The following is a 21,798-nucleotide window of genomic DNA, read 5'->3' as shown; positions in this document are numbered from 1 at the left end:
TCTGGAATAACTAGTGAAAAATGACAAATGCCCCCGCCTTAAGTTCTATAATATCCCCAGAATATCTATCTAATTTAGTTATAAATCGATATAACCTTCCCCAAGAAACAACTTGTAGTATTCTTAAAATAGGAATCAATCACTCGTACCTTGTATCAACTCCTACCAATAAATTTGTACTTAGAGTTTACTATTTAAATTGGAAAACAGAAGTAGAAATTAATGAAGAATTAAGACTTTTAAATTACTTAAAAAACAATAACATCTTAGTTTCTTACGCAATACTAGATTCTAAAAATACATATGTCCAAAAAATAAATGCTTCAGAAGGAGAACGTTTTGCTGTCTTATTTTCTTTTGCTGAAGGAGAAGCCATTAGAGTTCCAACACAAGAACTTTGTTTTAAACTTGGAGAATCTATGGCAAAAATGCATCTGTTAACTACCGACAAAACCCTAAATAGAAAAAACTACCATGCCGAAACCCTTGTTAACTGGGCTTATCAGGCTGCGAAAAATCATTTTAAAGAATCAACAAAAGAAATAACATATTTTGAACGAGCTGCTGCCATAATTACGTCGGAATTTAAAAAGGCTAAAACAAGCAATTTAAGACATGGCATCGTACATCTCGATTTGTGGTATGAAAACATGAGGATTAAGAATGAAACTGAAATTACTTATTTCGATTTTGATAATTGTGGAAATGGTTGGCTGTTTTTAGATCTCTCCTATTCACTTATGGTACTTTTTAGAAATGAACCTAAGAAAGAAGATTTTATTCTAAAACGAGATTCTTTTTATAAAGGCTATGGATCCATAACACCTATTTCAGAAGAAGAAAAAAGATTAATCCCTTATGGCGGTTTAGCCATTTGGCTTCACTATAATGGCATTCATGTGGATAGATTTAATGATTTTTCTAATCAGTTCTTAAGCGAAGAATTTTTTAAATATTGGATCCATACAGTAAACCAGTGGATGACATTTAACAAGATCACCATTTAGCACCATACTTTCAAACGTTAAAGAAACATAAAAACCTGCACGCTTGTAGGTTTTCTTTTTATATTTAGTGCTTTCTAAAAAACCCACCATGCAAAGATTATTACTTGTTGTAATTATAACACTATTTTCAAGCTTAAACATATACGCTCAAGCTCCCAAAAAACCAAATACTTCAGAAATTTACGAGGCCATTAAAAAACTTAATTTTTTAGGATCCGTTCTATACGTAGCAGCACATCCAGACGACGAGAACACCCGCCTCATTTCATACATGTCTAACCAAGTAAAAGCCAGAACAGCCTATCTGTCCTTAACACGAGGTGATGGTGGCCAAAACCTAATTGGCCCGGAAATTGGCGAACTTTTAGGGGTTATTAGAACACAAGAATTATTAACTGCCAGACAAATAGATGGAGGTGAACAACTTTTTACGCGTGCCAACGATTTTGGCTATTCCAAACATCCAGACGAAACGCTTGAAATATGGAACAAAGAAGAGGTTTTAAGCGATGTGGTTTTGGCCATTCGCCAATTTCAACCGGATATTATTATCAATCGGTTCGACCATAGAAGTCCGGGTTCTACCCATGGACATCATACCAGTTCGGCCATGCTAAGTATAGAAGCTTTCGATATTTCCAACAACAAATCGGCGTATCCAAACCAATTAAAAACTACGAGTCTGTGGCAACCAAAACGTTTGTTTTTCAATACCTCGTGGTGGTTTTATGGCAGTCAAGAAAAATTTGAAAAGGCCGATAAAAGCAGTTTATTGGAATTGGACTTAGGTGTTTTTTATCCTTTAAACGGATTAAGTAATAATGAAATTGCCGCTTTAAGTAGAAGCCAACATAAATCTCAAGGTTTTGGAAATACCGGAACTCGTGGTTCGGAAATGGAATACATCGAGTTGGTTAAAGGCCAGATGCCTAAAGACGAATCCAATCTATTTGAAGGTATCGACACCACATGGAATCGTGTAAAAGGTGGTGAAGCCATTGGACAAATTATGCAACAAGTTGAAGCTAATTACGATTTTACGAATCCTTCTACAAGTATTCCAAAACTGGTTGAAGCCTATCAGTTAATCAAAAATTTAGAAAATACGCATTGGAGAACATATAAAACCAAAGAAATTAAAAACATTATTTATGCCTGTGCTGGCTTGTATTTAGAAGCTACTTCGGCCACGAGTCAAGCCACTCCAGGAGAGACGGTAAAACTAAATATTGAAACGATCAATAGAAGTACGTATCCTATAAAATTGGAAACCATTTCCTGCAACAATACCACAATTACAAAACAGTTGGCACTTACCGAAAACAACGGATTCGATTTTCATGAAATCCTAGAAATACCAAGGAACCAAAAGCCAACAACCCCTTATTGGCTTACTGAAAAAGGGACTTTAGGGATGTATCAGGTTTCAGAGGATTCTTTAAGAGGAAAACCAGAAACTCCAAGGGTTTTCAAGGTGTCTTTTAAATTAATTTTTGACAAGACCCCCATAACATTTACTAAACCTGTAATTTACAAAACCAACGACCCTGTTAAGGGAGAGGTTTATAAACCGTTCGAGATTATTCCTGAAGCTTCTGTGAAAATATCAGAAAAAGTCATCATTTTCGAAAACAGCCAGGCCAAAGACATTCCGGTTATTGTTAAAGCTGGACGCGATAAGCTACAAGGTACTTTAAGTTTAAACTATCCTAAGGAATGGAACGTGTCCCCAGAAAAACAAGAGGTGCAGATTGCAAATAATGGAGAAGAAAATACCTTTGTATTTCGTGTCACTCCTCCAGAAAATCAGCACGAAGGACTGTTGATTCCTGTCATGACTGTAAATGGAAAAAACTATTCCAAAGAACTCATAGAAATAGATTACGACCACATTCCATATCAAACCGTATTACTGCCTTCTGAAACTAAGATTGTGCGTTTGGACATTCAAAAAAAAGGTGAAAACATTGGGTATATTGTTGGTGCTGGAGATGTAGTTCCCGAAAGTTTACAACAAATTGGTTACAAGGTAACGCTACTTAAACCAGAAGACATCAATCCGGAAACCCTAAGCAGGTTCGATGCTGTTGTTGTTGGAATTAGAGCGTATAACACCTTGGAAACCTTAAAATTCAAACAACAACAATTGTTTGATTTTGTATCGAATGGTGGAAATATGATTGTTCAATACAATACAAACCACCAATTAAAAGTAGATGCTTTGGCTCCCTACAAATTAGAACTTTCCAAAGATCGGGTAACCGACGAACACTCTGAAGTTAAATTCCTAGAACCTAAACATCCGTTATTAAACAGCCCAAATAAAATAACCCAAGAAGATTTTAAAGGTTGGACCCAAGAACGAGGCTTATATTTTCCAGACAAATGGAGCAAAGAATTTACATTTATTTTATCCATGCATGACAAAGGCGAATCGGCTAAAAAAGGAAGCTTATTAGTCGCTAAATATGGTAAAGGCTACTATATTTACACAGGCTTGAGTTTCTTTAGGGAATTTCCAGCTGGCGTTCCAGGGGCTTACAGATTATTTGCCAACATGTTGAGTATCGGTAAAGAAGACATACTGCTTGGAGAAAAAAAATAACCCTTAATTTAGCGGTTTTATATTTGAAATTATGACACATTCATGATCATTCATTTCAATTAAACAAATAGAATGACATGCATGCTGCATTAAATTTATACACATGAAAAAATACAAATGGAGTAACATGTACACGGTGGTGTTGATAGCAAATGCTATTTACATTCTTATTTTTTACTTTATCTCCAAAGCTTTTTAACTATGCAAACATTAGACTGGATTGTTTTAATTGGAACACTTGCTACTATTGTTGGCTACGGAACTTGGAAAACCAGAGGTAGTAAAAATGTTCAAGATTATGTACGTGGTGGCAATCAATCGAAATGGTGGACCATAGGTTTATCTGTTATGGCAACCCAAGCGAGTGCCATTACCTTTTTATCTACACCAGGACAAGCCTTCCACTCTGGAATGGGGTTTGTACAGTTTTATTTCGGACTTCCCATAGCCATGATTATTATTTGCATGGTGTTTATTCCCTTATACCACAGACTAAAAGTCTATACGGCTTATGAGTTTCTCGAGAATCGATTCGACTTAAAAACCCGGAGTCTTACAGCCATCTTGTTCCTTATTCAACGTGGTTTGGCCGCTGGAATTACCATCTATGCGCCTGCCATTATTTTATCGGCTGTTTTAGGCTGGAACCTAACTTATTTAAATATAGCCATTGGGATTTTAGTAATTATATATACGGTTTCTGGTGGTACCAAAGCAGTAAGTATGACCCAAAAACACCAAATGGCTGTTATTTTTACAGGTATGTTTATTGCCTTCTTTTTAATTATTAGCTATTTACCCGAAAACATCACCTTCACGAAAGCTCTAGAGATTGCTGGAGCTAGTGGAAAAATGGATATCCTGGATTTCTCCTTCAATATGGAAAATCGTTATACGGTTTGGAGTGGTTTAATTGGTGGAACTTTTTTGGCGCTTTCCTATTTTGGAACAGACCAAAGTCAGGTGCAACGGTATTTGTCAGGAAAATCGGTTAAGGAAATGCAAATGGGCTTAATTTTTAATGGCTTGTTAAAAGTTCCTATGCAATTCTTTATTTTATTGGTTGGTGTTATGGTTTTTGTGTTTTATCAGTTTAATCAATCCCCAATAAACTTCAATCCAGCAGCCGAACAGGTCATGATCGATTCAGAATATTCTGGAGCGTATCAAGATTTGGAAAATGAACAACTGGCTATTTTCAACAGCAAACAAGAACATATAAATAATTTTGTTGCCACGGGCGATGCTAAATATGCCAATGAAATTGCTTTATCAAATGAAGCCGATAGAGCAAACAGGGAAGCTGCCAAAGTATTGATTCAAGAAGCTGCAGATAAAAAAATTGTACGGGTTGAAACCAATGATAAGGATTATGTGTTTATTCATTTTATTCTTAACAATTTACCGCGAGGCTTGATTGGCCTGCTTTTAGCCGTGATATTAAGTGCCGCCATGTCTAGTACGGCAAGCGAATTAAATGCCTTGGCCTCTACCACCTCCTTGGATCTATACAAACGAAGCATGGTTCCTGGAAAAAGTGAAACCCATTATTTAAAAGCAACCAAATGGTTTACGTTTGGCTGGGGGATTTTAGCCATTTTAATTGCTAGTGTCGCTTATTTGGCGGATAATTTAATTCAGTTGGTCAATATTATAGGATCTATTTTTTACGGAAATGTCCTAGGGATTTTCCTCCTGGCTTTTTTCTTTAAATACGTGCGCGGAAATGCGGTTTTTGTAGCAGCCTTAATTACTCAAGCTATCGTAATCACGGGTTGGTGGTTCGATTGGATGCCGTATTTATGGCTGAACTTATTTGGATGTATGGTAGTAATCACCTTGGCATTTATTCTTCAGAAACTAAACTTTAAATCCGATTAATCAGAAATTCTCTTTATAGAAGTTATCCATGAAATAAAAAAAGCCTCACAATTTTAGTTATGAGGCTTTTTAAATAAGAAGTTAAAAGGAATTTATTTCTCCCATTCTTTAATGGAATCCAAATTCATTTTTACGTAATCGTCGTTTCCTGCTTTTTTAGAGGCTTCCAAAGATTGTTTCGCAATTTTAATAGCGCCTTTTTTATCCCCTGCTTTAGCATAAATTACAGACTGTTGTCTTAATTGGTAGAACATAGGTTTTTCAGTCATTTTCATGGCTTTATCCATCCATTCTTTGGCTTGTTTTAAATCTTTTCCTTCTTCAGAATAGTAAACAGCAGCAGCATAATAATCGCTCGCTTTTGGAGTACCATTTAAAGCATCGTTAATAGAAGCCAAAACCTTATCGTCTGTTGGAACCGTAAAAGGCACAGCGATATAAGTTTTTTCCCATAAAAACTCTAAAGTCGCTCCAGAATTAGTGATTTGATTGATATCAATCGTAAAGTTTTCTACATTAAAAGGCACAGGAAATACTTCAGCATTTACTCTTGCTGCTACTTTTCCATCGTCCCATTTTTCTGGAGTTCCCCAGTTTTCAGTATCTGAATAAAACAACACTTCCCAAACCTCTTTTCCTGGTTTTGCAAAAATGGCATAAGATCCAGCTTCTAAAATCTGCCCCATAATAGTTACATTATCTGTAAAAGTGATGATGCTGTTTTTGTTAGCGCCCATTCTCCATACTTTATCGTAAGGCACAAGATCTCCAAAAATGGTGCGACCTTTAACGCCTGGTCGAGAATATTCAATAGTAAAATCGGTTAAACCAACCTTCTGCTCCACTTTGCTAAACGGACTTGGTTGTGGGGTTGTAACCTGAGCATTCATGTGGAACGTTAAAGCTCCTACGGCCATAAACAGTAATATTTTTTTCATTTGTAATAGTTTTAAACTAATTATATTTAATAAAGCAAAAATAGCCTTTAAGCAGAGAGGTTATTGTTAAGGAAAACTTAATCTTCCCACCCGTATTTATGGTAAATGCTTCTTACAATCTGACCAAAATTCTCTAAATGGTTGATGTATTGCTCGTTTGTTAAAAGCGCCTTCAATTCGGCATTCATATCGTCAACAATCCCATCAAATCTAACATGAATTTCATCAATGGTATAATCCTTATCCAAATCGTTTAAACGGCTCATTTCGTAAATGTGCGAATATACAATGGTATCGTAGTCCTCCCTTTTTTCTTTGGATAGGTGCATCTCATTCACCCGATCGTTGAACCATTGTTCAATATTAGCTCTTTCTTGAACGGTATATACCGTATCTATCTTGGCCGCTTGTCTTTTAAGCTCCTTTTCTGATTTCATGTTTTGAGAGAAAGCAGATCCTGCGCTCAATAGGAAACCGGCTAATAACAGGAATTGTAGTTTTTTCATAAATTATTAATTTTTTACACTCAAATATACAACTTTAAAAAAAATGTCAAATAAAAATGTGCATTTTTAATTAAGAAGTGGCTGCGCTACCAGGCATGTTTGCTATCTAAGAAAAAAGTAGTTTTAAAGTTTTGTGTTTATTTGACTGGTTTTTATAACTATTATTTTAAAATAGACCATCTCCAGCGGATGAATTAACAAAACTACAAAGACATTTTTGTGGTGTTTTACTTGCCTCATCAAACCTACTTTAAATACCTCAACTTGAAATAATTTCTAGAAATCTGTAGCTTACTTCAGGACAACACCGCTTAGCAAAAAATTTGCTCCATCAGCAACTGATTACTCATTAATTTTCAGCGCTTTAGCTTTCTTATTTTCCATTACAAATCAGAAAAATAGGCTGTTTAAAAGAAGGGGCAATTGCCAAAATTTGGTTAAAGATTTGTATCCTCAATAAATTTTGTCTTTATTACTGAACATCAGTTTACAAACGTTAATTTTGTCTAATTTACTTCATTTAAAGTTAGACATTTTGTATCTTTGTAAAAATAGTTGTACTCATGGCAAAAAAGAAAACACTTAATAGCGAAGACATTATGACTCTGTACATGAACTATGTACTGGAACATGATAAGAAACCAGCTTCAGTTTATCTATTTTCAAAAGAAAACAAACTTAACGAGCAAGATTTTTACCAACACTTTGCTTCTTTTGAAGTTTTAGAGAAGGATGTTTTTAATACGTTTTTCGAGAATTCACTACAGGTTTTAAATAAGAGTGAGGATTATACTGCTTTCGATACCAGAAACAAACTTCTTAGTTTCTATTTTACGTTTTTTGAGAATTTAACGGCAAACAGAAGTTTTGTCATGTTTATTTTAGAACAAGATAAAAACCAACTTAAAAACCTGAGGTTGCTATCTAAATTAAGACACAGTTTTACAAGTTATATTGAATCTTTAAATATTGAAATTCTAGATGTTAAACAAAAGCAAATCGAACAAATCCAAAAGAAAGCTCTAAAAGAGTCTGCTTGGGTCCAGTTATTGATAACACTTAAGTTTTGGATGGAAGACAGCTCACCTGCCTTTGAGAAAACAGACATTTTTATTGAAAAGTCGGTGAACACCAGTTTTGATGTGCTTCAAATTACCCCTTTAAAAAGCGTTCTCGATCTCGGAAAGTTTTTATTTAAAGAAAAAGCTAATATGACTCTATGAAGACGATAGATAAAATTCCTATTACTAAAATTCAAAGGGCCTCCAAACTAGTTTCAACTGGAGCTAAAGTTGGGGTCAATTATATTAAATATTACGGCGATAAAATGGTTAATCCTCAAGAGGAAGCCAAAGAACGCCTGAACAAAAACAATGCAGACGATATTTATGATAGCTTAAAGCAACTTAAAGGCAGTGCTTTAAAAGTGGCGCAAATGTTAAGCATGGAAAAAACCATCTTACCTAGAGCGTATGTGGAAAAATTTTCCTTGTCGCAGTTTTCCGTACCACCGTTATCGCCGGCATTAGTGCTTAAAACCTTTAAAACATATTTTGGCAAAACACCAGATGAGTTATACGATAGTTTTAATGCAACATCTATAAATGCTGCCAGTATTGGACAGGTACATCTAGCGGAAAAAGATGGAAAGAAACTTGCGGTAAAAATCCAATATCCTGGAGTTGCAGATAGTATTGCATCCGATTTGGCCATGGTAAAACCCGTAGCCATGAGTATGTTCAATATCAAAGGGAAAGATTCCGACAAATATTTTAAAGAGGTTGAAACCAAACTTATCGAGGAAACCAATTATATTTTAGAAGTTGAGCAAAGTCAGGAAATTGCAAATGCGTGCGCGCATATTCCTAATTTGAAATTCCCTAAATATTACAAGGAGTTATCTTCGGATAGAATCATTACTATGGATTATATGGAGGGTGAACACTTATCAGAATTCACCAACCACAATACAGATCAAGATAAAGCTGATAAAATAGGACAAGCCTTATGGGATTTTTACATGTATCAAATCCATAAACTAAAGAAAGTCCATGCAGATCCACATCCTGGAAACTTTTTAATTTCTAAGGAAGCAGATCTTATTGCATTGGATTTTGGTTGTGTAAAAGCCATTCCAGAAGAGTTTTACAAACCTTATTTTGAATTGGCCAAAAAGGAAAATATTAACAATGAAGATATTTTTATATCAAAATTATACGAATTAGAAATTTTAAAACCAGAAGATTCCGAAGAAGAAAAAGTGTTTTTCACGAAGATGTTTCACGACATGCTGAGTTTGTTTTCACAGCCGCTTCAGGATGACACGTTCGATTTCTCTAACGATGATTTCTTTTTAAAAATAGCGCAATTGGGCGAGCAATATTCAAAAAACTCGCAAATAAGAAAATATAATGCCAATCGAGGTTCTAAACATTTTATTTATATGAATAGAACGTTTTTTGGACTTTATAACCTCATGTTCGATTTAAAGGCAAAAAATGTCATAATTAATAACTTTAATTCGTTATAATGACAATTCTCGTAACAGGCGCAACTGGCTATATTGGCAAACGACTGATTCCTTTATTAGTAAATGAAGGACATCATGTGATTTGTGCTGTTCGAGATAAATTACGCGCAGACAAAAGCTACCTAAATAATGAGCATATTGATGTTGTGGAAGTTGATTTTTTAAAACCTGAAACCTTAGAACAAATACCAAATAAGATAGATGTTGTATATTATTTAATACATTCTATGTCTAATGATTCCAGTAGTTTTGAAGCTTTGGAAGAACGTTGTGCGCTCAATTTTAAATCGCAAATAGAAAAAACAGAGGCCAAACAGGTTATTTATTTAAGCGGAATTACCAACGATACCAAACTTTCTAAGCATCTTAAGTCACGTAAAAATGTAGAGAATGCATTACAATCTAAACACTATGCTTTAACGGTTTTTAAAGCGGGAATAATTGTTGGTTCTGGAAGTTCATCCTTTGAAATTATAAGGGATCTGGTAGAAAAACTCCCGGTAATGATTGCTCCTAAATGGTTGCATACAAAAACTCAGCCTTTGGCCGTACGCGATGTGTTAGCCTTTTTATCGAAAAGTGCTGGAAACATTGAGACTTACAACAAAGCATTTGATGTTTTTGGACCAGAAGTTTTAACCTATAAACAAATGCTTTTGCAATTTGCAGAGGTACGAAACTTAAATAGACATATTATAACCGTTCCGGTAATGACGCCAAAACTATCATCGTATTGGCTGTATTTTGTAACATCCACCTCCTATAAATTAGCCTCTAATTTAGTAGACAGTATGGGTGTCGAAATTATTGGAAAACCGAGCGATATTAATAATATATTAAATGTAGAACCGTTAACTTACAAGGAAGCTGTAAAATTAGCTTTCGAAAAAATAGAACAAAATAGTATTGTTTCCAGTTGGAAAGATTCCTTTATAAGCAGTGGGCGTTTAAAAAGCAGTTTCCACAATTATATAAATGTTCCTACCTATGGCTGCTTTACAGATTATAAAGAACATCAAGTAGTCGATTCCAATAGAACCACAGATAAAATATGGGCTATTGGTGGACAAACAGGTTGGTATTATGGCAATGTGCTTTGGAAACTCCGAGGCCATTTGGATAAGATTTTTGGAGGTATTGGTTTAAGACGCGGAAGAACCAATGTAACAGAAATAGATTCGGGAGATGCTTTAGATTTTTGGCGGGTTATTTATGCCGATAAAATACAGCAAAGACTCCTACTCTATGCTGAAATGAAATTGCCAGGGGAAGCTTGGCTGGAATTTAAAATTGAAAACAACCTGTTAAAACAAACAGCTACCTTTAGACCTCGTGGTCTAGCCGGTAGACTATATTGGTACAGTGTATTACCATTCCATGGATTGATTTTTAACGGAATGATAAAAAAATTAAGCGCATAAAAACTATGCCTTTAACTATTGATTAAAAATTATTAAAACAATTAAAATTATGGAACTTATAGACAAAGCTTTAGAATTTGAGAAAACAAGTTTAAGATCTCTATCTACAAGCGATCGCATTGAAATTTCAAGAGAAGCTAAATCGCTCATACTTGGTTTAAATGAAATATACAAAACGAAGAAAGACGAAAAGATCATGGATGTCATGAAACGTCTTACTGCCATGAAACAAAAGGTGGAAAAACGTCTTAAAGGGAGACCTTTAACAGCTTAAGTAAAAAACTTAAGAAACGTTCTTAAACTTATGTCATTGAAGACATCTTAATTAGATTAAAACGTACAGGCTCCTCAGGGCAAGTAAGGTTACTGGCATCGCCATTCTAAAAAACTTAGCGAACCAAATTTAGGGTTCATACTATAAGTAGAAGCACGCCTAACTTTGTTGTTGAAAATCTAACATGGTCTCTTCCGATTTGTAAAAAATCAACTACAGAAAACACACCAAGCCATCGGTTTGGTGTGTTTTTTTGGTAGTACGAATTAAATAAAAAACAGAATACCTCTTTATAATCTATGCCACAAACAATCAACCTTTTTTGGTTTCGAAGAGATTTGCGTCTAGATGATAACGTAGGTTTATATGAAGCCTTAAACGGAAATCATCCCGTTCTCCCCATCTTTATTTTTGACACAGACATTTTAGACGAGCTTCCTATAGACGATGCTCGCGTGACTTTTATATACAATACCCTTCAAAATTTAAAAGAAAATTTACAGACTAATTACCACAGTAATATCTGTTTGTATCAAGGAAAACCTTTGGATATTTTTAAAGAATTAGTAGGCCAATATCAAATAGCTACTGTTTATACCAATCACGATTATGAGCCTTATGCCAAAGACCGGGATGCTGAAATAGAAGGTTTTCTCTCAAATAAAAACATCCATTTTAAAAGCTTTAAAGACCAAGTCATTTTTGAAAAAGACGAGGTAGTAAAAAGCGACGGCAAACCTTATTTGGTTTATACGCCTTATATGAAAACCTGGAAGGCCAAGTTTAAAGAGAAAACATTAGAAACCCATAACACCAACAGTTTACTTCACAACTTACATCAAATAGAAGCGGCTCCTAATCTGAGTTTAAAAGCTTTGGGCTTTACACCTTCTCAACAGAAAATAGAAGCGTATAAAGTCAATTCCCATGTCATTCAAACCTACGAGGACACTAGAAATTTCCCATTCAAGGACAGCACATCTAGATTAGGACCCCATTTACGTTTCGGAACAGTTAGCATTCGTAAAATAGTAGAAAAAGCGTGTGCGGAAACCAACGAGATTTTTTGGCAAGAATTAATTTGGAGAGAGTTTTTTATGCAAATCTTATGGCATTTTCCTGAAACGGTCCATAGGAGTTTTAAACCTCAATACGATCAAATCAAATGGCGAAATAACCAACAGGAATTTGAGCTTTGGTGTCAAGGCAAAACAGGATATCCTTTAGTGGATGCGGGGATGAGACAACTCAATCAAACAGGTTTTATGCACAATCGGGTGCGCATGTTGGTTGGAAGTTTTTTATGCAAACATTTACTCATAGATTGGCGTTGGGGAGAAGCTTATTTTGCCGAAAAACTTCACGATTACGACATGGCAGGCAATATAGGAAACTGGCAATGGGTTGCTGGTTGTGGTGTGGATGCAGCGCCATATTTCAGGATTTTTAATCCAACCACGCAAATAGAGAAGTTCGATAAAAACCTTCAATATATTTCCAAATGGGTACCAGAATTTCAGGAACTCACCTACCCGACTCCTATGGTTGACCATAAGGAAGCGCGTGAACGTTGCTTAAAAGTTTATAAAGAAGCCTTAAATAATACTTAGGCCAGCCTTTCTATTTTAGCACCAATAGCACGTAAACGGGTATCGATATTTTCATACCCTCTATCTATTTGCTCGATATTATGAATGGTAGACGTTCCTTTTGCCGAAAGTGCGGCAATTAATAAAGACACTCCTGCTCTAATATCTGGCGAAGACATGGTCGTTGCCTTTAACTGCGACTTAAAATCATGGCCAATAACTACTGCTCGATGCGGATCGCAAAGAATGATTTTAGCACCCATATCAATCAATTTGTCCACAAAGAACAAACGGCTTTCAAACATTTTTTGGTGTATTAAAACACTGCCTCTTGCTTGGGTTGCCACCACTAAAATAATACTCAGTAAATCGGGTGTAAATCCGGGCCAAGGCGCATCGGAAATGGTTAAAATGGAACCATCTATATAACTTTGTATTTCGTAGCCATCTACATGGGCTGGAATATAAATATCGTCACCACGACGTTCTACGGTAATTCCTAATTTTCTAAAAACATCTGGAATTTGCCCCAAATCGTCCCAACTCACATTGGTAATGGTCAATTCACTTTTGGTCATAGCAGCCAGACCCATCCAACTTCCAATCTCAATCATGTCTGGAAGCATTCTATGCTCAGTCCCTTCTAGCGTTTCAACACCTTCAATAATAAGCATGTTGGAACCAATGCCGCTAATTTTTGCTCCCATGCGATTAAGCATTTTACACAATTGCTGTAAATAAGGTTCGCAAGCAGCATTATAAATGGTGGTCTTGCCTTCGGCCAAAACAGCAGCCATAACTATATTTGCTGTTCCTGTTACAGAAGCTTCATCAAGAAGCATGTAAGCTCCTTTAAGTCTTTTGGCTTCCACACCGTAAAAATGATCTTCTCTATTGTATCTAAATTTGGCTCCTAAATTAATAAAGCCTTCAAAATGGGTATCTAATCTTCTTCTTCCAATTTTATCACCTCCCGGTTTAGGAATATAACCTTTTCCAAAACGCGCCAAAAGGGGTCCAACAATCATGATAGAACCTCTTAAACCTCTTCCATCTTCTTTAAATGCGTCCGATTCTAAATATTCTAAATGTACCTTGTCCGCTTTAAATGTGTAAGATCCCGTGCCGATTTTAGTAACTTCAACGCCTAGTTTTATAAGTAATTCTATCAGTTTATTAACATCAACAATATCAGGAATATTGTGGATGGTTACTAACTTGGGTGTTAGCAAGACGGCACATAATATTTGTAAAGCTTCGTTTTTTGCTCCTTGAGGCTGGATTTTTCCTTTTAATTGGTGTCCTCCTTCAATTTTAAAAATTCCCATACGTTTAGGTTAATAACGTTTTCTTGTTCTGTTTGTACTGCTTTTTTTATGATGTACCTTTTTGGTAGTCGTAGTGTATTTCTTGGCACTTCTCATTAAACTTGAGGCATCTGTTAAATCTTCATCCTCATTTTTAAGATTGATTTTACCATCAGATAATTCCCGTAAATGGTTAAAAATAACATCATCTTCAACGGTATCTTTATTCCAATTCAAGAAACTCTTTTTCATGTGATTTGCAATGGTGTAAATCAGCGCTTCCTTTAAATCTCCATCTTCCCAAGTACAAGCCACATCAATCATGGTCTTAATATTGTTTCCGTAGAATCGATATTTTGGATGGTTTTGTGGGTATTTTAAAGGTTGGGGACTGGCATATAATTCTTCTCTGGAAGGTTTTGGATAGGGCGAATCGACATCAATATCAAAATCGGCCATAATAAACAATTGATCCCATAGTTTATGCTGAAAATCTGGTACATCGCGTAAATGTGGTTGTAGATTTCCCATAACCGAGATAATGGCCTTGGCTACTTTATTGCGTTCTTCTTTGGTTTCACGTGTTTTTGCATACGTAATCATTTTCTGCATATGACGTCCATATTCAGGAATGATTAAATGTTCACGTTCTGTGTTGTACTCTAAATTATCTATCAAAATAAATGTGTGGTGTTTAATTTTTGCATGAAGTTAATTATGCACGTGCAAAGTACGAAAAATAATTAAAGACTAATAACGCCTTCCACTTTTTCTGCTACTTCTTTATATTTTTCGATTACCTGCTCTGGACCCTTCATTTTTACACTAATAGAAATACTGGTATAATTGCCGTTTTTAGACTCCTTGGTTCTAATAACCGCTCCAATGTTGTTAAAGAGAGCTTGTACTTCTGCTACCTTATCTAATTCCGACTTGACTATGAATTTGTATAAATATTCTGTCGGCCAAGAAGAGGTGTCGTATAACTGCGACTTTAATTTGGTGTAAAATTCTTCTGTTTTTTTCTGTTCGTCCATATCTATTGCTTCTTGTCTGTATATTTAAAAAATCCGTATGTCAACCACATAAAATAAGCATTTATTCGTGATTTTTAGGATTTGTAAAGATACTATTTCCCTAGCATTTTTTATTTAAGATTAAAATCACGAATTTTACAGCCAAAACCTTGCCAATTTTGAGTTTGAATAGAATTGTAATTACTGGGGGACCAGGAACTGGAAAAACATCTTTAATTAACGAATTAACCAAAAGAGGGTACTCCTGCTTAGAAGAAGTTTCTAGGCAAATAACTCTTGAGGCTAGAAAAGAAGGGGTAGAACAGCTTTTTTTAAGTGAACCATTCTTGTTTAGCAAAAAGCTTTTGGAGGGTCGGATCAAGCAATATGAGGACGCTTTAAAACTAGAAAACGATCTGGTTTTCTTGGACAGAGGCGTGCCAGACGTTTTGGCATATATGGATTTTGCCGACGAATCCTACCCAGAGGACTTTATTTCTGCCTGTAAAAACTGTAAATATACCCAAGTGTATGTGTTGGCTCCTTGGCAAGAGATTTTTATTAGCGATAGCGAACGGTATGAAAACTTCGAACAATCTCTGGAAATACACGAGCAATTACTGCATACCTATAAAAAATACCATTATAATTTAATAAACATTCCCTTCGATACGGTTGAAAACCGAGTAGATTACCTGTTGGACACTTTAAAAGCGTTGTAATGCAGCATCCCATAAACATATTAGAGCGGTATTGGAACTTCACCTCATTTAGACCCCTTCAAGAAGAAATTATTGAAGCGGTTTTACAAGGGGAAGATGTCTTTGCCTTGTTGCCAACTGGAGGAGGTAAATCGATGTGTTTTCAAATTCCTGCTTTGGCAAAAGAGGGTATTTGTATTGTGGTTTCTCCCCTAGTCGCTTTAATGAAGGACCAGGTAAACGCCTTGCAACAAAAAGGAATTAAAGCCTTAAGCATTACAAGTGGCATTCCATACAACGAACTCGATACCTTGTTGGACAACTGCATTTATGGCAATTATAAGTTTCTGTATTTGTCTCCAGAACGGTTGCAGCAGGAATTGGTACAAGACAGGATCAAACAAATGCCCGTTAATTTAATAGCTGTAGATGAAGCGCATTGCATTTCGCAATGGGGAAACGATTTTAGACCGGCTTATAAAAACATTGAACTGCTTAGACAAATCAAGCCCACGGTCAACTGCATCGCTCTTACGGCTTCCGCCACGGCCGAAGTGGTACAGGATATTGTAAAGGAACTGGACTTTATTCAACCTAAAATATTCAAGCAATCTTTTGAAAGATCCAACTTGGCTTATATGACTTTTGATGAAGACGACAAGCATTACCGGTTGGAAACCATTTTAAAGAAAAACCCACAGTCTTCTATTGTTTATGTAAGAAGCCGACGGTTGACTTTGGAAATTTCGGAGTTTTTGAATAAAAAGGGAATTTCAGCCACCACCTATCATGGCGGGTTATCGAATAAACTAAAAGAAGCGAACCAACATCAGTGGATCAACAATCAAAAACAAGTCATGATTGCCACCAATGCCTTTGGAATGGGCATTGACAAACCGGATGTTAAAACGGTAATTCATATTAATTTACCCGAAAGCATAGAAAGTTATTTTCAGGAAGCCGGACGTGCAGGAAGAAATGGCGATAAGGCCTTTGCGGTTATTTTAAAAAATAAAAGTGACGTGCTTCAAATTAAAAACCAGTTTCTAGAAACGTTGCCGAGCATCCAGGACGTGAAGCACATTTATAGAAAATTAAGCAACTACTTTCAAATATCGTATGGCGAAGGACAAAACATCTTATACGATTTTAATTTTAATGCCTTTTGCAAAACCTATCAATTACCTAGCACAATTACCTATAACACCTTGCAACTACTGGATAGAACAAGTATAATTACCTTATCCAAACAGTTCAACAAAAAAACAAGTCTTCAGTTTATTATTAGTAATAAATCGCTGTTTTCATATTTAGAAACCCATCCAGAATTGGCCATCATAGTTAAAACCATCCTAAGAACCTATGGCGGTATTTTTGAAAACGACATTAAAATAAATAGTTTATTGGTTTCAGAAAAAGCGTCTGTTTCTGAAGAACGCCTATTTTCGGCATTAAAACAATTGGAGAAAGATGAGATTATTACCTTGAGCCTGTCGACCACAGATTCCGAAATAACCTATCTGCAACCACGGGAAGACGACAATGCCATTAATCGAATTTCACATTATATAGAGGCACAAAACAAGCTGAAGCATCATCAAGTACATTCTGTCATTAACTATATAGAAAACGATAAAACGTGCAAAAGCGTGCAGCTCCTCTCCTATTTTGGAGAAAAAAACGTCAAGGATTGCGGCATTTGTTCGGTGTGCATCCTCAAAAATAAAAAACAGAACAAACCGGACCAAAAACAAATTCAAACAGAAATCTTACAGGCTTTAAGTTCTGGCAATTTAAGTTCGAGAGAATTAATACAAGTGGTATCTTGTTCGGAAGCCCACTTAAAAATCGGGTTACAACTGCTGTTGGAGCACGAATTAATTAGCATTACCACTAAAAACACCTACAAATTAAATTAAATATGAGCGATTTAAGAATAGTATTTATGGGAACACCCGATTTTGCGGTAACCATATTAAAAGCCTTGATAGAAAAAAACCATCAAGTTGTTGGTGTTATTACGGCTCCAGACAAACCTGCAGGCAGAGGACGAAAACTAAATGAAAGTGCTGTAAAAGTCTATGCCCAATCGCAAGGCCTTCACATCATGCAGCCTACAAACTTAAAAAACGAAGACTTTATAGCAGAATTAAAAGCCTTAAACGCCCAGTTACAAATTGTAGTCGCATTTAGAATGCTGCCAGAAGTGGTTTGGCAGTTACCGGAATATGGCACGTTTAACCTGCATGCATCCCTATTGCCAGATTATCGAGGTGCTGCACCTATTAATTGGGCCATCATAAATGGTGAAACAAAAACTGGAGTTTCAACCTTTTTTATAGATGAAAAAATAGATACAGGTGAAATCATCCTTCAAAAAGAAATCGCTATAGAAACTACAGACGACGCAGGAATCTTACATGATAAACTAATGCATGCCGGGAGCGAACTTGTTTTAGACACAGTAAATCTTATTGCAACCAAGAGCGTAACAACCCAAGCACAACCAAAAACAGAAGGCAGCAAAACAGCAAATAAACTGGATAGAGACAATTGCAAAATAGATTGGACGGACAGTTTGACCCATATTTACAACAAAATTCGAGGCTTGAGTCCATATCCAGCAGCATGGACCTATTTAAAAAATGGCGATGAAACCTTAGAGGTCAAGATATATAGTTCGGAAATTGAAAAGGAAACTCACCAATTAGCCATAGGCGAACTGGTAGTCACTAAAAAAGACATTAAAGTAGCAGTAAATGAGGGCTTTATAAATATCCAGGAATTAAAGCTTCCCGGAAAGCGAAAAATGGATACAAAATCCCTTTTAAATGGATATGCATTCGAAGCCTTTGCAAAAGTGCTGTAAACCCTCATTCTTGTTGATATTGTAAAATATCCGATGAAATGCACTAGCTTTATTAACAAATGCAATAAGTTATTAACAATATGGCGAATTTCCCTTGTCATTACTTGCATGGTTTAAGAATCCGTATAAATTTGTAATGGATTTAACAATAAACGAATGTTTAACCAACAATTTATTAATAATTAAAACTTAAATTATGAACAAATCAGATTTAATCGATGCAATGGCAGAACATGCTGGAATTACTAAAGCAGCTGCAAAAAAAGCATTAGAGAGTGCTCTTACCGAAATTGAAGGAGCTTTGAAAAAAGGCAATAGAGTTTCTTTAGTAGGATTCGGATCTTGGTCAGTATCTGAAAGAGCTGCAAGAGAAGGAAGAAACCCTCAAACAGGAAAAACAATACAAATTAAAGCTAAAAAAGTTGTTAAGTTTAAAGCTGGATCAGATTTAGCAAATGCAGTAAACTAAGTTTACTCATTAAAAATTTTAGGAAGCCTTCGTGATTACGAGGGCTTTTTTTATTTATATCTATTTGTAGTTAAAAAAATATTTATTACATTTAAATATTAATCCTCTTAAGCTATGATTACAATCAAACCCAAAAAAGGTGATTTGTTAATAGCAGAACCATCCATAATAGGAGATTCTTCTTTTAATCGTTCCATCATATTACTGGCAGATCACACAGAAGAAGGCTCCATAGGTTTTATTTTAAATAAACCTTTGGACTACACCATTCAAGACTTGATTCCTGAAATAAAAGCCAGGTTTAAAATTTACAATGGCGGCCCCGTAGAACAGGATAATCTATACTTTATCCATAAAGTACCCGAACTCATACCTAATAGTATCGAGATTTCCTTAGGAATCTATTGGGGTGGCGATTTTGACAAGGTGGCCGAACTTATTGCGAAAAACGAATTAAGTGAAAAACACATTCGCTTTTTTCTAGGTTATTCGGGTTGGGAAACGGACCAGTTGGAAGACGAACTGAAAATCAATTCGTGGGTCGTTACAGAAAATATCTATAAAAAAGCCATCATTGAAAAAGATTACCAGTTTTTCTGGAAAGAAAAAATGGTAGAATTAGGTGAAGAATATAGTATTTGGTGCAATGCGCCCGAAAATCCCAGCGCCAATTAAACGGCCAATCTCATCTTAACATTCAGCTTTTGGAGCAAGCTTTTAGCAACCTCATTAGTAAATATTTTCTTCCTATACTGGCTTATGGGTTGAATACCGGTAATGACGTTTGTAATAAAAATTTCGTCTGCTTTTTGAATTTCAAAAGGTGAAATAGAGGCTTCCTCCAAGGTATATTCGGGCATCTGCTTAATAATTTCCATCAGCTGTTTTCTCATAATCCCCTTTAAACAACCATCTAAAAGAGGCGGTGTTTTTATAACGGTGCCAGTTACCAAAAACAGATTTCCGTTTAAAGCTTCAACCACCTGTTTGTTGGTATTTAAAAGAAAGCAGTTCTGTAGCTTATTTTCCTTGGCATAAATACTTCCCACAACATGCAACACCTTATTATTTGTTTTTAAAGTAGATAACAACCCAGGAGCCACATAAAAATCCTTAAATAAATCTACCTGATAGCTTGTGTCATTTAAAAGGTAAAAATCTGAATCCAAAGGTTTCGAAGATATTATATAATCCACATCATTCGTTTCAGGCAAATACAAGCCGCCTTCTTTTCTATTGATAAACAACTTGACCCTAAGCGTTTGCTCTAAGGCATTCTTGGCCGTTAAGAGTTTCAAAATCTCTTCCTGAAGGAATTCCATGGTGAAATTCATAGGGATTTCCATTCGTAAAATACGCATGGACGCCATAAGCCTAAAGTAATGATCTTCCCAAAAAAGGAGTTTGCCATGAGACACCTTTATGGTTTCAAAAAGGGCATCGCCATAATTAAAGCCTCTGTTCTCTGTTGAAATAATCTGATTGCTGTCTGTAAGTTTTCCGTTAAAATTGACCATAAAAAATCCCGAAATAAATTCGGGACAAATATAAGTTATTAAAGTAAAATTCCACTAAGCAGAACCCAATACCTGCTTTAAATCTGATATCTGATTTTCCCAAAGCATCTTAGTTCCTTCCACTTCATCTTCCTCAGAGAAATCGGTGACAATAATACTCACATCCTTAGTGATTTCATCCACTTGAATTTTAATTTCAAAATAGTACGATGGTTCTTCATCTGCCAACCATTTAAATTTAATACGTTCGCCACTTTTTTTACTTACTAGTTTGGCTTGTTCTTCAACGCCATCCCAGATAAACTTAAACAGCTCTCCACGGGAGTTCACATTTTCGGCAAACCATTCCGACAAGCCAGAAGGGGTAGATATATATTGGTAAAGTAATTGAGGTGAAGCTTGAATAGGAAACTCCATTTCAAATTTAATTTTTTCGTCCATTTTAAGATTGTATTATTGGCGCTCAATATATACATTAATTAATAGGTTTTAAAACAATTCTTAAAAATAATCAATATTCTAACCCTACAAATGCCCCTACAGGATAGAAAAAACATAAGAACTTGACATACCGCAATAATTATGAGGCATTTAAGACCTAACATTAAGCAGTTAATACGCTTATAAAGTTTAAGAACCGCTCCTAATAGCCCAAGTTTTAATAGGTGTTTTTAAAAATAAAAGAGCACTTGGTTTTTTATACGAGCCACTAAAGCACCAGCCCTTGCAAGGCTTTAGATGCTGTAATAAATAATATTGAATAATAATTAGCACTTATGTTTGCTCTCTATGAATTTGTTTTTATATTTGCAGCCGTTAAAAAGGGCTTTTTGGGAGTAATCCTGAAAGACTTGATAATGATGGCAAGCCATCCCACATTCTTTTAAGAAGGTGTTCTGGCAAGGTAGCTCAGTCGGTTACCAGCCCGTACCGAAGGAACGTTCGGGCGGGGAGCATAGGAATCATAACCGATAAATATGATAAAATTATTAATGGCGAGGTAGCTCAGTCGGTTACCAGCCCGTACCGAAGGAACGTTCGGACGGGGAGCATAGGAATCATAACCGATAAATATGATAAAATTAAATGGCGAGGTAGCTCAGTCGGTTACCAGCCCGTACCGAAGGAACGTTCGGGCGGGGAGCATAGGAATCATAACCGATAAATA

The 21,798-nt window shown here is 35.7% G+C and carries 20 protein-coding genes; 13 read left to right on the top strand and 7 right to left on the bottom strand.

Translation table 11 applies throughout. The annotated features are described in order from the left end of the window. Window positions 1-20: 20 nt before the first annotated feature. The 3 genes from VKY47_RS08070 (at window position 21) to VKY47_RS08060 (ending at window position 5,493) form a co-directional block, all read left to right on the top strand. Window positions 21-1,007, top strand: a complete 987-nt coding sequence (locus VKY47_RS08070) for a phosphotransferase (RefSeq protein ID WP_324311872.1) — start codon at window positions 21-23, stop codon at window positions 1,005-1,007. An 88-nt stretch (window positions 1,008-1,095) separates the two neighbouring features. Beyond that, window positions 1,096-3,612: a PIG-L family deacetylase gene (locus VKY47_RS08065; protein ID WP_324311870.1), complete on the top strand. Its 2,517-nt coding sequence runs from the start codon at window positions 1,096-1,098 to the stop codon at window positions 3,610-3,612. A 201-nt stretch (window positions 3,613-3,813) separates the two neighbouring features. Then, on the top strand, window positions 3,814-5,493 hold the full coding sequence (locus tag VKY47_RS08060; protein ID WP_324311869.1) for a sodium:solute symporter family protein: 1,680 nt from the start codon (window positions 3,814-3,816) through the stop codon (window positions 5,491-5,493). 92 nt (window positions 5,494-5,585) lie between these two features. Here VKY47_RS08060 and VKY47_RS08055 read toward each other — a convergent pair whose 3' ends face one another. Beyond that, complete coding sequence (locus tag VKY47_RS08055) at window positions 5,586-6,431, bottom strand: DUF2911 domain-containing protein (protein WP_324311868.1); 846 nt, start codon at window positions 6,429-6,431, stop codon at window positions 5,586-5,588. A 77-nt stretch (window positions 6,432-6,508) separates the two neighbouring features. Then, entirely contained in the window at window positions 6,509-6,937 is a 429-nt protein-coding gene (locus VKY47_RS08050; protein ID WP_324311867.1) for a hypothetical protein, read from the bottom strand. A 563-nt stretch (window positions 6,938-7,500) separates the two neighbouring features. Here VKY47_RS08050 and VKY47_RS08045 point away from each other — a divergent pair. The 5 genes from VKY47_RS08045 (at window position 7,501) to VKY47_RS08025 (ending at window position 12,772) form a co-directional block, all read left to right on the top strand. Continuing rightward, the gene (locus tag VKY47_RS08045) at window positions 7,501-8,160 is read left to right on the top strand and encodes a TetR family transcriptional regulator C-terminal domain-containing protein (protein WP_324311865.1); all 660 of its coding nucleotides are present in this window, start codon (window positions 7,501-7,503) and stop codon (window positions 8,158-8,160) included. Continuing rightward, a complete protein-coding gene (locus tag VKY47_RS08040; protein ID WP_324311864.1) occupies window positions 8,157-9,467 on the top strand; it encodes an ABC1 kinase family protein in 1,311 nt (436 codons plus the stop codon). The genes VKY47_RS08045 and VKY47_RS08040 overlap by 4 nt, the downstream gene beginning before the upstream one ends. Continuing rightward, window positions 9,467-10,888, top strand: a complete 1,422-nt coding sequence (locus VKY47_RS08035; RefSeq protein ID WP_324311862.1) for an SDR family oxidoreductase — start codon at window positions 9,467-9,469, stop codon at window positions 10,886-10,888. Before VKY47_RS08040 ends, VKY47_RS08035 begins: the two co-directional genes overlap by 1 nt. Before the next feature lie 49 nt (window positions 10,889-10,937). Beyond that, window positions 10,938-11,162, top strand: a complete 225-nt coding sequence (locus tag VKY47_RS08030) for a hypothetical protein (protein WP_324311860.1) — start codon at window positions 10,938-10,940, stop codon at window positions 11,160-11,162. Between the two features lie 299 nt (window positions 11,163-11,461). Next, on the top strand, window positions 11,462-12,772 hold the full coding sequence (locus tag VKY47_RS08025; protein ID WP_324311858.1) for a cryptochrome/photolyase family protein: 1,311 nt from the start codon (window positions 11,462-11,464) through the stop codon (window positions 12,770-12,772). On the opposite strand, the gene murA is transcribed toward VKY47_RS08025, so the two are convergent. The 3 genes from murA to VKY47_RS08010 form a co-directional block, all read right to left on the bottom strand. Continuing rightward, a complete protein-coding gene (gene murA / locus VKY47_RS08020) occupies window positions 12,769-14,079 on the bottom strand; it encodes a UDP-N-acetylglucosamine 1-carboxyvinyltransferase (protein WP_324311856.1) in 1,311 nt (436 codons plus the stop codon). The genes VKY47_RS08025 and murA overlap by 4 nt on opposite strands. Before the next feature lie 9 nt (window positions 14,080-14,088). Further along, the gene (locus VKY47_RS08015; protein WP_324311854.1) at window positions 14,089-14,736 is read right to left on the bottom strand and encodes a DUF4290 domain-containing protein; all 648 of its coding nucleotides are present in this window, start codon (window positions 14,734-14,736) and stop codon (window positions 14,089-14,091) included. Window positions 14,737-14,801: 65 nt separating this feature from the next. Continuing rightward, window positions 14,802-15,095 (bottom strand): DUF493 family protein, encoded by a 294-nt coding sequence (locus VKY47_RS08010; RefSeq protein WP_324311853.1) that lies wholly within the window; start codon window positions 15,093-15,095, stop codon window positions 14,802-14,804. 158 nt (window positions 15,096-15,253) lie between these two features. Between VKY47_RS08010 and VKY47_RS08005 the strand changes: the two genes are divergently transcribed. The 5 genes from VKY47_RS08005 to VKY47_RS07985 all read left to right on the top strand — a co-directional run bounded on the left by VKY47_RS08005 (window position 15,254) and on the right by VKY47_RS07985 (window position 19,788). Beyond that, window positions 15,254-15,796 (top strand): AAA family ATPase, encoded by a 543-nt coding sequence (locus VKY47_RS08005; protein WP_324311851.1) that lies wholly within the window; start codon window positions 15,254-15,256, stop codon window positions 15,794-15,796. Beyond that, window positions 15,796-17,694, top strand: a complete 1,899-nt coding sequence (locus VKY47_RS08000) for a RecQ family ATP-dependent DNA helicase (protein ID WP_324311849.1) — start codon at window positions 15,796-15,798, stop codon at window positions 17,692-17,694. The genes VKY47_RS08005 and VKY47_RS08000 overlap by 1 nt, the downstream gene beginning before the upstream one ends. Before the next feature lie 2 nt (window positions 17,695-17,696). Beyond that, window positions 17,697-18,644, top strand: coding sequence for a methionyl-tRNA formyltransferase (gene fmt / locus VKY47_RS07995; protein WP_324311847.1), 948 nt, complete (start codon window positions 17,697-17,699; stop codon window positions 18,642-18,644). A 196-nt stretch (window positions 18,645-18,840) separates the two neighbouring features. Next, window positions 18,841-19,113 (top strand): HU family DNA-binding protein, encoded by a 273-nt coding sequence (locus VKY47_RS07990; protein WP_324311846.1) that lies wholly within the window; start codon window positions 18,841-18,843, stop codon window positions 19,111-19,113. A gap of 114 nt (window positions 19,114-19,227) precedes the next feature. Beyond that, window positions 19,228-19,788 carry a YqgE/AlgH family protein gene (locus VKY47_RS07985; RefSeq protein ID WP_324311845.1) on the top strand — a complete coding sequence of 187 codons (561 nt, stop codon included), beginning with the start codon at window positions 19,228-19,230 and terminating at the stop codon, window positions 19,786-19,788. Here the strand turns inward: VKY47_RS07985 and VKY47_RS07980 are convergent. Continuing rightward, window positions 19,785-20,630 carry an aminotransferase class IV gene (locus VKY47_RS07980; protein WP_324311844.1) on the bottom strand — a complete coding sequence of 282 codons (846 nt, stop codon included), beginning with the start codon at window positions 20,628-20,630 and terminating at the stop codon, window positions 19,785-19,787. The genes VKY47_RS07985 and VKY47_RS07980 overlap by 4 nt on opposite strands. A 54-nt stretch (window positions 20,631-20,684) precedes the next feature. Next, window positions 20,685-21,071 carry an START-like domain-containing protein gene (locus VKY47_RS07975; protein ID WP_324311842.1) on the bottom strand — a complete coding sequence of 129 codons (387 nt, stop codon included), beginning with the start codon at window positions 21,069-21,071 and terminating at the stop codon, window positions 20,685-20,687. Window positions 21,072-21,798: the final 727 nt, after the last annotated feature.

This window comes from Xanthomarina sp. (genome assembly GCF_035306705.1).
Lineage (GTDB): Bacteria > Bacteroidota > Bacteroidia > Flavobacteriales > Flavobacteriaceae > Xanthomarina.
This window is presented reverse-complemented; position numbering and strand designations above follow the sequence as displayed.